At 41.4% G+C, this 17085-nt stretch carries 3 protein-coding genes; all 3 read right to left on the bottom strand.

Annotated features, from left to right (window positions below; all coding sequences use genetic code 11):
- Positions 1-97: 97 nt before the first annotated feature.
- The 3 genes from L1028_RS17895 to L1028_RS17885 all read right to left on the bottom strand — a co-directional run bounded on the left by L1028_RS17895 (position 98) and on the right by L1028_RS17885 (position 17030).
- Positions 98-6286, bottom strand: coding sequence for an endo-alpha-N-acetylgalactosaminidase family protein (locus tag L1028_RS17895; RefSeq protein ID WP_234536319.1), 6189 nt, complete (start codon positions 6284-6286; stop codon positions 98-100).
- A 541-nt stretch (positions 6287-6827) separates the two neighbouring features.
- Complete coding sequence (locus L1028_RS17890) at positions 6828-11606, bottom strand: discoidin domain-containing protein (protein ID WP_234536299.1); 4779 nt, start codon at positions 11604-11606, stop codon at positions 6828-6830.
- Between the two features lie 366 nt (positions 11607-11972).
- Complete coding sequence (locus L1028_RS17885) at positions 11973-17030, bottom strand: S-layer homology domain-containing protein (RefSeq protein ID WP_234536282.1); 5058 nt, start codon at positions 17028-17030, stop codon at positions 11973-11975.
- Between the last annotated feature and the right edge of the window lie 55 nt (positions 17031-17085).

Below are 17085 nucleotides of genomic sequence, written 5' to 3'. Positions count from 1 at the left end.
AAACATTAGAAATCATGATATAGTTTTGGCTATCGATCTCTTGAAGAAGGAAGAAGATCACCTGCACTAGAGCAGAAGATCTTCTTCGAAGTTACTTCTATTTTTTTGAATTTAGCATTGCTAGAATCAAGGTGACTGCTTCAGCTCTAGTGGAAGAGGCATTCGGATTAAATTTGCCATCCCCATTCCCCTTAATTAAGCCTGCTTCTGCTGCTGTTGCCACATAAGGTCTTGCCCATACTGGAATCTGGTCAGCATCATCAAACGTCAGTGTTGCCTTTGGATTCACTTCAAGACCCAGTGCACGAACGGCAATGACTACTAATTCAGATCGTGTTATTTCTTTATTCGCACGGAATGTGCCATCTTCGTATCCCTTAATGAAACCGGCTTTAGCAATGGCTTGAATGAAGGCTTTAGCCCATACTGGGGTTTGCTTTTGATCAGAAAAACTAACCTCAGTATCACCAAGGTCCAATTTCAGCGCTCTTGCTAACATCGTTGAAAACTCACCACGTGTTACAGTACCATTCGGACGGAAAGTCTCGTCTTCATAGCCAGTTACAAAACCAAGTTCAACTGATTTTTCGATGGAAGCCTTAGCCCAATGATCCCCAAGATCAGTAAGCTTTACTTTTGGAAGTCCAGGCTTAGTTGGTTGTACTGGATCTGCTGGTTTCGTTGGCTTATTGACATCTTCTGGTTTTGGTGTAGGCGTAGGGCTTGGCGTTGGATCTGGTGATGGTGTCCAGCCACCGCCCGAAGAGCTAGCTTCAGTCGTCACCGTTACACTCGGACCATTCACGCTCCAGTTTCCTGCTGCATCACCTGCTTCGACTTTGAAGGTATATGTCGTATCAGACGACAGGTCACTGACTGTATAGCTAGTGATATCCCCTGTTAATGCAACTAGTTCGTTTCCATTCTTGTAAACCTTATAGCTTGTTACACCCTTATCATCCGCTGCTGCCGTCCATGAAAGTGTAAGACTAGTTCTGCCAACATTCGAAGTCGTTAATGTTTTATCTTCTGACCATGTTGGTGCTGCTTTGTCTACTGGTGTTATATCCTTATAAGTTGCTGTTACTTTAACAGCTTCACCAGGCATTACAAATGTAGTAGATTGTGCACTTGCATCTTCGAACACAACGCTAATGTTATCCGTCATCCATTTATCAAATTGTTGGCCTTCCGGTGCGCCATAGGCTGCTATGGTAACGGTGGCTCCTTGAGCATAATTTCCGCTACCTTTACCATGTACGACTTTAACGGCATAATCTTGACCTGGAGCTACTACGTCCTTATAAGTTGCTGTTACTTTAACAGCTTCACCAGGCATGACAAATGTGGTAGCTTGGGCACTTGCATCTTCGAATTCAACACTAATGTTATCCGTCATCCATTTGTCAAATTGTTGGCCTTCTGGTGCGCTATAAGCTGCAATTGTAACGGTGGCTCCTTGAGCATAATTTCCGCTACCTTTACCATGTACGACTTCAACCGCATATTCTTGACCTGGATCTACGGTTGATTTAGCTCCGTAAGCTTCAAACTCACGGAAACCTGCCCATGCTGAGCCAACACCAAGAGCAGTTACTTTAATAAATTTAACATTTTGAGCTGACCAAATATCTTCTGTAGCGCTTTCAGTGACTGGATTATCCCACTTATCCACCGTTTTTCTCCAGGTTTCGCCATCAGAAGATACTTCAATTCTATACTTCATCGTACTTGAAGCTGTTTCCCAAGTCATCTTTGAACCCGCAACATCGTAATGTGCTCCCAGGTCAACCTTCCACCAATGTTCCTTACTTGGATCACTTACGCTCCAACGCGTTGATGTTAGACCGTCATTCCCCATCACTGCCGTATTAGCTGACTGCTGATTACTTGCCGTTGCAGGTTTATTCAGTGCAATGTTCGGATCTTCTTTGACTGTAATTTGTGCAACAGCTTTCATGTTTGTACCTTCTATCGTACCATTTACAGTAAATTGACCTTCTTTGTTAATCTGCTCATCCGTAATAAGATCCCACGTCACAGCTACAAAACGCTTTGAATTATCACTCATTGTTACTTCGATCATGCTTGGTAAAAGCGGTTTCAAACCAATAAATGTGCTCATTTTTATTTTAGGAATTTCACTAATTGTAGCTTGGCGCTCCGTAACTATAACAATAGCCTGTGCTTTGATATTAGAACCTTCCACTATACCCTCTACATTGAATGATCCAACATTTTTATAGCGATCTTCGGCTATTTCACCCCAAGAGACAGGTACATGGATCACTGTACCCTTTGAAGTTACCATCTTAGCCGTTGCTGGCATCATAGGTGCAGTTCCTACTGTCGTGTAAACCGTCATCACTTTTGCATCTACGATATCTACTGCCCCACTCGCTGTTACGGTTACAGTAGCTGTAATCGCTGCAGCTTCAACGCCATTAATATGTCCTATTACTTCAAATTCTCTTTCTTCTGCATATTCTGAAGGGGTAATGGCTGGCCATTGCACTGGCAAATTCATTTCTGTGCCATTGCTCAGTGTTGCCTTTACAGTTGCAGGCATTTCCGGATGCATACCAACTGTAGTACTAACTGTAATGGTATTGGGTCCAGTTATGGATGGAGCTTCTTGAGCAACTCGCATTTCAGCTACACTCGCCCAACCATTAATTCCTTCTAATGCTGTTAACTTAACATGAGTTATTGGCTTAGGATTATTAATATTTATAGACTTTGTATCTACATTAACCTCCCAATTACCTTCTGCTACCTTCTCAAAGTTCACTCCATCGGCACTTGTATATAACTCATATTTCGTTATCACTCCATTCTTCTGGCTTTGTCTTGGCGTTACATCTACTCTGTTTACACTGTAAGCTTTACCTAAATCAAGCGTAATGGATTGTGGTAATTTATCACTTCCATCCCAAGCAGTGTGCCACAATGAACCTGTGTTTCCATCAAGAACATTTTCTGGTGCATCACTTGGTTCATAACCCGTTGCACTTGCGGTGATACCATCTACAGGAATAACAGATAAATCAACAGGTGTAATTTGTGGTGGTTCAATCGTAGCATCCTTTGCTTCTTTAACCACTAGATCATCAAGGATAAAGTCTCCTGCTGAACTCCCCGTAGTATTCCTTGTTCCTATCCAGAAATCTTCTGTGCTTGCTGTAAATTTAACCGTAAACGGTGAAGAAACTGTTACCTGTGGCATTGGTACATTCATCACTTCCTTAGTACCGTTACCAACAACGAAATTAATCTTCTTATCGAACTGACTTTCATATTTGAAAGACACTTCGTAAGTTGTTCCTTTATCAAATCGTAGAGTCTGCGGTAATGTTCTCATGATCAGACCGCTACCTGTTTTATGTGACTTAATGGACCATTCGCCATTTAATACGTCATCAACTGCTTTTCCATTCCAACCTTTCTGGGTGTATGGAGCGTGTAATTCTGATAAGTGAGTACGTGGATCACTTACTCCGTCAGCATCTGCTATGACAAATGGCGTCAACCCTTGGTCCACATGCTCAAAATCTTCTGCTACGACTATCTCTGGAGATTGCGGTACAACTCGCTTGGTAGGTACGCAGCGAACATCGTCAAAGGTTACAATTGCTGTTCCTCCAGCTACCTTCAAGTACAATGTGGCTGTATCCTGTCCTGCTGCAACATCAAACACGACTCTCATTCGTTGCATATTGGTGCTGTGCTTGGAGTCAGCTGAAATGTAGTTTTGCAGCGGTGAACTTTCCGTATAGTTCGTGATGTCTGCTCCGCCAAAATCTTTCACGCCAATCGTCGTTTTACGTTTTGCATTTCCTGCCGTGTTTGGATCAGTTGCATTTGTACTGCTTGGCGTATTCCCTACCTGAACATATATGGAAGCCGAGTAGGTTCCAGGGTTCAATCCTGATAACTCCGTCTCTAATACAGTATCTTCCATATTTTCTTTGACGACTAATTCATATTGTCCACGATGGTTACGTTCTACGGTTGCTGCACTGTCTCCACCTTTGATAATCGACCAGTTGTCTAATGTTCCGCTGTTAAAGCTTGGGTCCTTTGCAGGCATCGCAAATCCCCAATTCATATCTTCAACCTTTGGCGTAACGTCTCCTTTATAAACAACGTAAGCCTGTTTTGCTGCAGCATTTTCAATCGTGATTTTGCCATCAACTACACTTAATTCTTTTGCTTCTTGCTTACCCGTATCAGTTAATGTATATAACTTCACTGTTGATACATCGTTCCAGCTATTTGGAAGCTCCCAAGTCGTTGATCCTCCAACTTCATTGTAGTGGTACAGTTTCTCTTCAACTTTTGCCAATTCACTATTTGTCTTATCATCATTTGGCGACCATGGCAGCAAATATTTAAGGTTTGAATACGTTACATTATCATAAGTATTACCGCCCTCTGAAGCTTGTGTAATTGTTACATCTTCTTCAAGAAGCTTTTTACCATCCTTCGTGAATGTTCTTTTTCCATCTTCTGTTCTTTGTGCAATGACATTTCCTTCAAATTCCACTCTACCTACGTTGTTTTTCACATCGTACTTCGTCATTGGGAAGCTTTGTAGATATTTCGTTGGCAGATTTGTTTTGAATACATCATCGATCATCTCATCATAATCTACTTTACCCGTCCATCCTTCCGCATCATTTGCCTCCGTACCGCCTAGGATTGGATGGCGAACGATCCACGTATCTTTCTGGTGATTTCGTAAAAATCTTGCGATATCACTGCTATAACCCTTGATGCTCTTGCCGCCGTAATCATAGTCAACCGACCAGTGATTCCAAACGGCTTCATCTTCTAATACATTTGGAAATTCAGTAGTAAGGGTCCATCCGAAAGAATTCACTTCTCTTGCAAATCTTCTTCCGTTAAAGCCTTGTTCATACCATGCATCCGCATAAATAAAATCAAGGGTTGGCGCATCGTCCTTTAACATCTGTAAACGGTTCAGTCTGTTGCCAGAATAAACTTCTCTACGGTATGTTGGGTCATCGAAGTCATAGGATGGATCAAGCCAGTCCCAGCCGGGTTTGTTAACATTTACTAATTGATCATCGAAAGCCTTTGCTTCTGGGTGAGCACCTGTCCCGCTAATATGTACACCCATGAAAGCATTGTATTTCTGCGCTTCTCTTACAAGTGTATCCATATCCTTCTGTCCGCCCTGACGTACACCAATATGCCCGCCGTAATCCGGATGTGCGGAGTCATGCCCTTCTGCTTGGTAACCCTTTAACTCCACCCACTGTCCAAGCCCGTCTGTTGATAGATATATTTTCTTTGTTTCATCTAAAGTCTTTAAGAATGGGTTGGTTGCCTGGCTGCCAAAGTTCATCGGTATACGGTGAACAACAAGTTCAGACATTCGATCGCTGCCTACAGGATTGTTCATGATATCACGAAATGCAACAGCTGCATCCTGCCAATCCATTTTAGCATCCGCATTTGCATCCGCTGTGATAACGACCTTACTATGTGGTAAAGGTTCTGTTATGTTTTCTGGCATATTATTTCCACGATAAACCCATGAAGCACTCCACAAAGCTGTACGGGAGTAATCTGTTTTCTTGGTTGTCTGTTTCACAATCCGGTGATTGTCATTATCTCCATCGGCATTTGTATCACCATATGCATTTGACCATACACCTGCTGCCAGTTGATCATTGTTAATGAACGCGTACATATAGTTTTTTGGTGAACTATCTACCGTAGGAGTACCTGATACATCTTGATAAACATCACCTTTTTTATAAACAGCGTTTTCCATTCTGGAACCGGCAAATTTGGCACCCGTTTCTGTACTTCTTACTGATACCAAGCTATGGTTCGGAATTTCAATGGTATGTATTCTTGCTGTACCATTTTCCTCCACCTTTGTTACTTCGAAATCAAGTGAATTTTTCACTACTTTCATTGTTAGCTTAATGACTACATTCATCTCATCAACAGTTAGCACATAGTAGGCTTTGTCTGCCTCTTCTGTGTACTCTACTTTCGGTACATAGTCTGTTCCGTTAATTCTTATTGTGTTTAGTACATCTTCTGATCCATTCAGAACTTTATTGTTGAATTCATACTTTATTACTCTTGGGAAATTCTGATCTAATTGAACTGACATTATATTTGATTCAATGATTCCATCATTAGCTGCTGCATCCGCAATTCCTGAAAATGCAGGAATAGTAATACTACTCAGCTGTGTAGAGACTACCACAATGGCTAAGTTTTTAATTACCTTTGATAGTGACATTTTTATCCTCCTTCGAGTTCAATCTATTCCTTGCCAATTGCATTTAATTGATCTTTTGTGTAATTGCCATCGATCAGCATCACCTCCTTTGAGTCGACGATCTGAAACCGCTTACAAAATCACCAGTATCATTGCTTGTCATACTGACTGAGGAAGAGATCGCTTATTTTTTTGAGAATCTGAATATAATGATGAATTCCTGGAAGTATTCATAGAAAGGAGCATTCTGTAGGATTTCAAATACCTTTATCGATATTGTGAAAAGAGAAGAGTCAATCTACTTTATATGTGTTCATCTTACTCTCCAGCCACTGGGAAGTTAATGACGATAATTTGGATTTATTGATAAATTTTACGGAAATCAGGTAAATAAGATCTTATTAGATCGTGTACCCTGAGCTCCCCTCTCTGTCGCACTCGAACCTCCTGATTTCATAAAACAATACGAAGAAGATCGCCTACACTCGTGTAGGCGATCTTCTTCGAAGTTAAACCAAATGGCACAACACAAAAATGCAGTAAGCTAAACCATCATTTATTTTTAGTTTAGCATAGCTAGAATCACAGTGACTGCTTCAGCTCTAGTGGAAGAGGCATTCGGATTAAATTTACCTTTCCCATTCCCCTTAATCAATCCTGCTTCTGCTGCTGTTGCCACATAAGGTCTTGCCCATACTGGAATCTGGTCAGCATCATCAAACGTCAGTGTTGCCTTTGGATTCACTTCAAGACCCAGTGCACGAACGGCAATGACTACTAATTCAGATCGTGTTATTTCTTTATTCGCACGGAATGTGCCATCTTCGTATCCTTTAATGAAACCGGCTTTAGCAATGGCTTGAATGAAGGCTTTAGCCCATACTGGGGTTTGCTTTTGATCAGTAAAACTAAACTCCGTATCGCCAAGTTCCAATTTCAGCGCTCTTGCTAACATCGTTGAAAACTCACCACGTGTTACAGTACCATTCGGACGGAAAGTCTCGTCTTCATAGCCAGTTACAAAACCAAGTTCAACTGATTTTTCGATGGAAGCCTTAGCCCAATGATCCCCAAGATCAGTAAGCTTTACTTTTGGAAGTTCAGGCTTAGTTGGTTGTACTGGATCTGCTGGTTTCGTTGGCTTATTATGATCTTCTGGTTTTGGTGTAGGGCTTGGTGTTGGATCTGGTGATGGTGTCCAGCCACCACCCGAAGAGCTAGCTTCAGTCTTCACCGTTACACTCGGACCATGCATGCTCCAGTTTCCTGCTTTATCACCTGCTTCAACTTTAAAGTTAAATGTCGTGTCAGACGACAGGTCACTAACTGTATAGCTAGTGATATCTCCTGCTAATGTAACTAGTTCGCTTCCATTCTTGTAAACCTTATAGCTTGTTACACCTGTATCATCCGCTACTGCTGTCCATGAAAGTGTAAGACTAGTTCTGCCAACATTCGAAGTCTTCAATGCTTTATCCTCAGGCCATGTTGGTGCAGTTTTGTCTACTGGTGGTTCTACTCCGGGAATTTTTGCATCATCGAAACCTTTTACTGCGGATTGAAGCGCTTCAATCGCTAAGGTCACTTCTGCTTGTGTTGTTGCCTTCTCTACAACACCTTGTGCTGTTTCAATCGCTGCTTTTATTGCATTTACTGCTGCTTGCGGATATTGTCCTGGCTGATTACCGACGACTCCATGATCAACTTTGACCTGAGCTGTTGTAATCGCTGCTTCGAGCTCTGTTGTATCCACTATAGGTGATTTTACGCCGTAAACTTCAAACTCACGGAAACCTCCCCACAGTTCCGGGTATCCCATGACAGTTACCTTGATATATTGGGCACCCTTAGCCTTCCAGTTATCTGTTCTAACTTGTTCCGTGTTGGTTGTGTTATTCATATGGTCAATCGCTGTGATCCAAGTTGCAGCGTCACTTGAAATCTCGATCTTATACATCATGGCCTTACCGGCTTTTTCAAATATTACCTTTGAATCGGTTAAATCATATTTTCCGCCAAGATTCACCTGCCAATAGTGTGGATTCTTATCATCAGACACGCACCAACGAGTTGACTCATCACCATCGTTACCCGCTGATGCTGGACCGCTGTTTTGCTGGCTATCTGAAGTAACAGGTTTGTTTAATACGACATTGTTTGATTCCGGTATAATTACACTCTTCATACCGCGTACTCTTATTTCATCAATCGAAGCGATTCCTTCTGTAAATGTTACCCTCACATACCTTACTTCATCATTTGAAACTCTGTCCGTTTTAACCTTGCTGGATTCTGTATCCGCCGTTCTGTCAACTGCATGTGTCCATACCTTATTATCACTTGATACTTCAACCCTGTACTTACTTGCATTTTCTGCAACCCATTCAAGCTCGATTTCTGTCAGGTCATATTTTTCTTCTAAATCAACAGTCCAAGTCTTCATCGTATCTTCATATACAGCCTTCCATGCAGTAGCTATATTACCATCGTTGGCCTTTGAAGCCTCAGACCATACTTGTTCACTGCTTGCTACAGCTGTCTTGTTATCAGATACGACTGGTATTGAATCTGCATTTTGATAAATGTTAATTTCAGCAGCGGAACCGTATCCATTTTTACCAGCCAATACTTCAAATCTCAGGTAACGAGCCTGCGTAGATCTAAATGTTACTGTCTTCGGTGTGGAATCGTTTACAAATATTCCTTTTTCCTTGACCAAGGTGTAGTTTACGCCATCCATGCTTGTGTAGATATTGTACTTGGTTACAATACCGTTATCTCCACCGGACTGTCTTGGAATATATTTAAGCTTATATACGTTATATGTTACACCCAAGTTGAAATCCAATGTGTGAGGAGGCGTATTTCCACCATTCCATTTTGTATGCCAGATCGTATCTAAGTTTCCATCTAGGGCATTTGCTGCTTTATTATCTTCGGCTTGAGTTTCCTCACTTGAAGCAGTTACTGTCATGCCAGTTGATGGAATCATTTCAGGGTCAGCTTCTGTTGTAATATTTACACCCTCACTCCATTCACTGAAACCAGCAAAGTTCTTTGATCTAACCTGTACGGTATGAGTTGAGCCTGTAAGTAACCCTGTTTCTGAAAATGGGCTTGTTGCATTGCTTATGATCTTATTATCAATCTTGATATCATACTGTAATGCTCCGGATACAGCATCATCCCATGCGATATCAATCGTTGAGCTGTTTGGTGAATCCACTTGAACATGAGCTGGAGCTGCAGCAATCTCCGGATAATCACCAGAACCAAACATAAACCAGTTTAGCTTGCACATTTCCGTATCCGCACCGTTAAATACTAAGAATATCTTTTGCTTACCTGTAACTTCTTTTGTAAGCTCTGCTTTAGCATTTACATACTCATTCAAATCACTTGTATTAGGAATTTGTAGTATGGCTATCGTTTCGGCTAGATTTCCTTCTGCATCAGCTAGTTTAACCTCAATCGTGCCGCTAGTTTTGTTACTCGCTACTCTTACGTTAAACCATTTTGCTTCCCCATTGCCAAAATCCACCTGGTCATTACGCAACCAGTCGCCATTCTTGATATTAGCCATACTTTGGTCATATCCACTGTTTACATCATCATCTGTCCACTCCGTTTTAGCGTTGATCGTAAGGTTTTTATCTGTTGCATAGTTTTGATCATCATACCGTTCAGCATCAATCTTCTTATTTACACGAAATAAATTACCTTCATTTTCAGTCATTGTCAGTTCAAATGAATCAACATCAATATATCCGCCAAGGGCTTTTGTTGCATAGTTGAAAATACCAAACCTCATACCAACGTAGGTTCCGTAACGCATTTCATATCTTCCGCCTAATCTAGTAAAATTCACTCCATCTAGACTGTATGAGAACTCTGTTCGATACTCAAATCTTGGAGTTTCAGCTTTAAACCAGATATTCGTTGTTCCTTCTAGAAGATCAATGGATGCCTCTTCTGACCATAAGTCCTGAACAACGATTCTCTTCTTTCCATCTTCATTCTTTATTCCGATGAAATTGGAATCTTTTTGTATTACAGATAATCCAGCCTGATCACCGTCAGCCATACGGCTTATATCCATCTTTACAGTTCCTGTACAATCTGGACCAATAATTCTTTGAGTAAGCGTATTTCTAGCATATGCTAAAGAATTTGTTACACTAGATGTTTTAAGTCTTATATCTCCTGGTCTTTCCGTAAGACTCCACTTGTCATTGTCAGGATTGTGATTCCACTGCCATTGTAGACCTAGCTTGCTGCTGCTGAAATCATCTGATGTTGCAGGTGCCTTTGGCTCAGTTGCTTCAAGCCCTGGTATATTAGGTTTTTTATAAGTAACAACCGCTTTTTCCCCATCAAACTCTCCTAAATATGGCCATCTATCTTTCCAGTTGACTGGTTGTAAAGTAGGCACACGTCCCAGCTTGCCTCGATCCTGGAATATGACCGACCACCATTCGGATTCTTTACCTTCTCCTTGAGGTACGTCTACCATACCTCCCTGATGAATACCATTGCCTGCAAAGTTCATAAAACTAGTTATAATATCTTGTGCTTCATAAGGGCCATTCGCCAAGTCTTGTGTTCTGATCGCTATTTCTTTCTTTGAACCCTTGTTCCATGTCGGAGTGCTTAGAATGTAGTAGGTGCCATCTTTTTTATACACATGTGAACCTTCATTATAGGCGCCACCCTTGTAGTCATATATCATCTTTCCATTTCTTGATGCTTCAGGCTGTCTCTTCGAAATAATAGAGAGTTCACCTGTTGCTTCACTAACAATCTTCAGCTCACTTAAGTAAAGTTGACCTTGACCATGTACAACGTATACTTTTCCATTGTCGTCAAAAAATAACCCCGGATCGTATAGTTCATCTTCTAACTTGTAAATCTCCCATGGACCCTTGGCGCTATCTGCAACACTTACGTATGCAGCATCTCCATTGATGTTATACATCAAGTAGAATTTACCGTTATGATACCTCAAACTGGTTGCCCATGGACCTTCATCATAAGCATTCAACCCATTCTTAAGGTCGTACCTGTCACCTTCCATTCTGTCAACAGCGTAGCTTTCATATTGCCAGTTCACTAAATCTTTGGAACTCATGATTGGACTTCCGGGAAATAGGTGCATACTCGTTGATGACATGTAATAGGTGTCTCCCACCCTGATCACATCATTATCCGGATAGTCCCCCCATATAATAGGATTTGTGTATGTACCATCTCCGTTGTCTGCAGCCCTGGCATTAGGTGCAAAATTGACAAACATTGCAATTAGCATTACCAGCACCATTGCTTTTTGTCTGGAACTGAACATTTCAGACTTCCTCCTCTTAACTAAATATATGATTATAAAGAGCTAGTTGAAGTAGTTTCTTACAAAATGTGTAGTTATTGGGACAATATAAATTTATGAAAAGATTCATAGGAAGGAGCATTCCGATTACAAAATGCTATCGTTCATAAGTGAGGATAGATAATAAATCGAATGTTTTATTTTTAATCTTACTCTCCCGCAATGGATAGGATAATGATAATAATTTTGATTTTTTGATAAATTTTACGGTAAGCGTAAAAACCCCCTCCAGCGCACTCGAAGCTCATGCTTTCAAAAAGCTGCATTCGCGTATGTGCTTGGAGGGGATTAGTCTACTAAAATATAATATAGCGATTCTTCTCCAACTTATTTAAGGTGGTTTAACATGCCTAAAATCAATATGATTGCCTCAGCTCTCGTTGTTGAACCGTTGGGATTGAATTTGCCACCCCCATTCCCTTTTACCAGACCTGCTTCCACAGCAGCTGCAACATAAGGTCTAGCCCATGAAGAGACCTGCTCCGCATCCTTGAAAGTCAGTCGTGCATTAGAATCTATTTTAAGACCAAGTGCTCGAACAATAATGACTACGAATTCAGATCGTGTAATTTCATGGTTCGCACGGAATGTACCATCTTCGTAACCTGAAATGAAACCAGCTTCAGCTATGGCTTGAATAAATGGCTGAGCCCATGCTGGTGTTCCCTCTTTATCATTAAAACGAAACTCCTTATCATTAGACTCCAATTTCAGTGCTCTAGCTAACATTGCAGCAAACTCACCACGGGTTACAGTGCGGTTCGGTCTGAAAGCCCCATCTTCATACCCTCTTACAAAACCTAGCTCTACAGACTTTTCAATGGAAGCTTTAGCCCAATGATCTGCAATGTCCGTAAACTCTACTTTTGGCACAACAGGCACAACAGGCACAACAGGCACAACAGGCTCCGTAGGTTTAACGGGTCCAGTTGGTTCCACTGGCTTAGTCGTTGGTAAAGGTTTAGGATCTGGCGTTGGATCTGGTGATGGCGTCTGTCCACTACCCGAAGAGTCAGCTTCAGTCGTTATCCTTACACTCGGACCAGTCACACTCCAGTTTCCTGCTGCATCGCCAGCTTCGACTTTAAAAGTGTAGGTTGAGTCAGCTCCTAAACCTGTAACATTGTACCCAATCATATCTCCTGCTATGGTAGCCAATTCATGACCATCCTTGTAAACCTTGTAGCTGGTTACAGCCGTATCATCACTAGCCGCTGTCCATGTGAGCTGAACGTTCGTTTTGCCAACATTTGAAGCTGATAATTTAACATCCGCTGACCATGATGGTGCAGTTGTGTCTGTTGCTGCCGCTGATTCCAAGTTGAAATCAAGTGTTGTTGTTTCATCTGCTATGACATCTGCACTTTTGCTTTGCTCCGTGAAGCCATACACACTAGCTGTTACAGTGTAGCCAGTTCCTACTGGCACATTCATAATTGCATAGATTCCTTCTGCTGACGTTGTTGCAGCGTATACAGCTTCACCTACCGTCAGACTTACTTTAACGCTTTCTAGAGGAGCGTTTCCTCTCGTCGTCACTGTTCCTGCAATGGTTCCTGCTTTCGTTGGTACAGTTACATCATGGATGAGCTTGGCATCTGCCCAGTCCACATGCGTATTATACCTAGCTTCAGGATTTACAGGATTATTATGCCATTCAGCAACAAGCTTAATCTGCTTTGCTCCTGTGATATCAAGATCAATAAATTCACAGTTGTCATCTCGCATCTTGACAGGGCTTGTATAGATTAGCTCTTCATCTTTAAATACTTTAAAGATTGCTTCTCCACCCATCTTAGGAGCTTTCTTGTCAATTCCTGCATAGGATTGGAATCTTGTATACCCGTGTCCATCTACATGGTATATGACCTCTGAATTTGTATCGGATGATAGTCCTTTCGTAAAGGTCTTCACTCCTGCTGCCGTGTTTAAGTCAAGGTTGGAACCACCAAGCTGTGGCTCATCCTTAAGTACTGCATTATAATCACTATGTGCGGATACCCATTCAAGATCGCTAACATAGTCAAATTCTTTCTTCTCTGGTTCTGTATAATCCTGTCCATATAAAATCAATTCCGCCATGCCTATTCTGAACCCGCCGCCAGCAATGATGTCCTTTATCGTTACGCGAACATAGTTGATGTTGTCATACGGCTTATCAAATGTCTCTGGTGTGAAATGCTGTCCACCTACATAGCGATTATCGAGAGCCTTTTGCCATGTGTGGCCATCCGTAGAAACTTCTAAATCATACGTGTACCAGTTACTGTCCTTCTCCCAGAAAATACGGCTTCCAATAACGGATTGCGGTTTGTTGAATTTTACCGTAACGGACTGCGGAAGCGTTAATTCCTTGGCTAACCAACCTGTTCCTATCGTCGTTACGCTATCTCTAAGCTTACCCGTACCCCTGTCTGCTTCACTTTCCGAAGATGCCGTGATAGATTCGATTTTCGTATCTGTAATTCTGTCACCGGGTTCTTCATTTTCTAAAGGTATGATCTTAAACTCATATAAAGATGCCCAATCACCATTAGTTATACGATCAACAATGCTTAATCTTACATATCTCCCTTTTGTTTCTACGAGCTTTGTTTCTTCATGTCCATTCGGTGTGGTATTTAATGTATTATCAATAACTTTCCGCCAATTGGTCCCGTCTTCGGATACTTCAATATCGTATTTATAAACATTTGTACTTGTCTCCCAGATCACCTGAAATCCAGCTATTGCGCTGCTTTTTTGTAAATCAACCTGAATCCACTGCGGTAAGGATGCTCCATTTGCACACCATCTTGTACCTTCGTCATCATCTACTGCATTTTTTGCGAAGTTACCTGATTGTTCGGAAGAACTCGTAACAGGTTTACCAATTGCAATATTTTTATAGATCTGTTCTGTGGTTTCTAGTTTGTCAACTCCACCAACCCATGGTGTATGCTGTCCGTCAGGGACAAACTGCCCTTTATAGGGTACTGTACTTACAGTTAAGGATCTCGCATTTAATCCTTCTGCTGTAGCATGAATGTTTATACTTCCACTAACGTCTGCAATTCTTACAAATGCGAAACCTATACCGCCTTCAACGCTCTGTTCTTCGACACCTATTCGTTCAATATTTTTGCCGACGAGTTCACCTTCACCTGTTACAGCAATTTTAATCTTACCCTCGTAGTTGGGTACTACCGTTCCATTTGCATCAACGACTTTGAAGTATACAGGGATTACATCTGAACCATCTGCTACGGGCAGGATTCCTCTGTCACGTACTTCTATTTCTATTCCAGCAGCTTGACCTGGTGTTCTAACTGTATGCGTTTTCACAACTTTCCCATCTAAAATCGCTTCTGCTCTAAGCTCTCCAGCCGCAAACTTATCTAATGTAAATGTAAAGATGGGGCTGCCACCTTTTTTAGCGATGTTCGGAACAGATTTCAGAGCTTCTTCCCTTGTCATTTCACGTACCAATACATCATTCTGATATAGCTTCACACTGTCGCAGTTACTGAATACGTTAATATTTAGGCTTGAGGTTGGAGAATATGTGCTTGCTATGAACACCATTGGTCCATAAACAGGATTTCTAGCCGATTGCATGGACTGTAACCAGTAGTAATCATATTTTTCATATCGATCTATATCGACTGTTCCACTTCCCAACGTCATCGTTGTTGATCCGCGTGCGTAGTCATTCCAGCTCCATAAGAAGTATCCACCTATTCTGTCATTTGCATCGAGGCCACCCCAGTCCGAGTAACCATCTCCATTTAAATATCTCTGACGCGTCAAAATCTGAGTTATCATCGCGTCTTCGCCTTCTTTTCTCAGCGCCTTGCTGGATTCCTCAAAATCACCCCATTCGCGAGTAAAAAAGGGCTTGTTAGGATCAAAGTCAGTCCATTTGTTAGGGTCAGCATCCCAATTCGTATCAACGACTTTGTAGTTCACATCATAGAAAGATCCCTGAAGTCCATGGTCAGCCGCTGTATACATCTGGTTGCCAGGATATTCTGTATGAGCAATCGCAGTAACCTCTTTTGCCCATGCTGCTGAATAGCCCGTCTCATTCAGTGAAGTTTCCCATAGGATTACGGATGGTCTGTTTCTGTCACGTCTGATCATTTCCCGTGTATCTCTTAATGTTAGATCATAGAACTTTTGAGTTTTCGTGAAGTTCTGCCAGCCGGGCTGACATTCAATCACTAATAATCCTAATTCATCGGCTGCATCTAAAAAGGCCGGATCATTGGGATAATGAGTCGCACGAACCGCATTAAAGCCATTTTCCTTGATTTGCATAGCATCACGATACTGCATCGAGTTAGGAGCTGCATCTCCGATATTCTGATAGGCCTGATGACGGTTGGCTCCGCGTAAATATAATCTTTTCCCATTGAGATAGAAACCATCTGCCTTGTACTCTATTGTTCTGATCCCTATCTTTGTCGTTACAGAATCTACTAGAGTTGACCCATTATATACTTCACTGACTAAAGAATACAGATAAGGTGTATCTGGATGCCATAAATTTGGACTGGTTATCGTTAATCCCTGATTAAACTGATGATCTCCACCTGTTGGTACACTTACAGCATCGGCTTCACCCTGAGCAACGATATTTCCTTCCTTGTCCACAATCTTGCTTACAACCTTCGTATCTGCTGAAGTATTATTCTTGTTTACGACATGGGTTTTTACATTCACCTTGGCAGAAGTTTTGCTTACTTCAGGATAAGTCACAAAAACTCCACCGCTAGCTGTTTTATCAGCCTGTAATGCATCTGAAATATGTAAATCATTTGTAATTCTCATGGTTATATCTCTGTAAATACCACCGAAGTAATGGAAATCGAGATTGGCAACTGGCTTTCCTGGCGGTGTATCTGGACTATCATAGCTAGATACCTTTACGGCTAGAACATTGGTTTCACCAAACTTAACTTTATCTGTAATATCTACAGAAAATCCGACATAACCACCATTACGGGAATAAATTTTTTCTCCATTTAAATAGATTTCACTGTCGGTCATGACCCCTTCAAAGTCAATATTGATTGTATTTCCTCTGTACATCTCATCAACCGTAAAATAACGTCTGTACCAACCTATTCCTTGATATACAGCTCGCCCACCATTCGCATGTTTCTTCTCCAGTCTCATGGTGTGCGGAATGGTTATATTGGCAAATGCCTGATCTTCAAAGTCAATAGCCTCTGAACCAGCTAAATCACCTCTGTAGAATCCCCAGTCGCTATTTAAATTCAATACGGTTCTACCATTTGTATTCTGAATAGTACGATCGCTCTCTGCATAAACAGCTGTACTTGAGAATTCAATTCCTAATATCAATGAGAAAATTAATAGCCATAAAGTTGTTCTCTTCATAAGACACCTCTTTAAAATATAATATAAACTAAAGGAGTATAGATACTGTTGCAGC

This window comes from Paenibacillus pseudetheri (assembly GCF_924513355.1).
Classification (GTDB): domain Bacteria; phylum Bacillota; class Bacilli; order Paenibacillales; family Paenibacillaceae; genus Paenibacillus_AQ; species Paenibacillus_AQ pseudetheri.
Note: the sequence above shows the minus strand (reverse complement) of the source record. Positions and strands in the feature narration are given on the sequence as shown.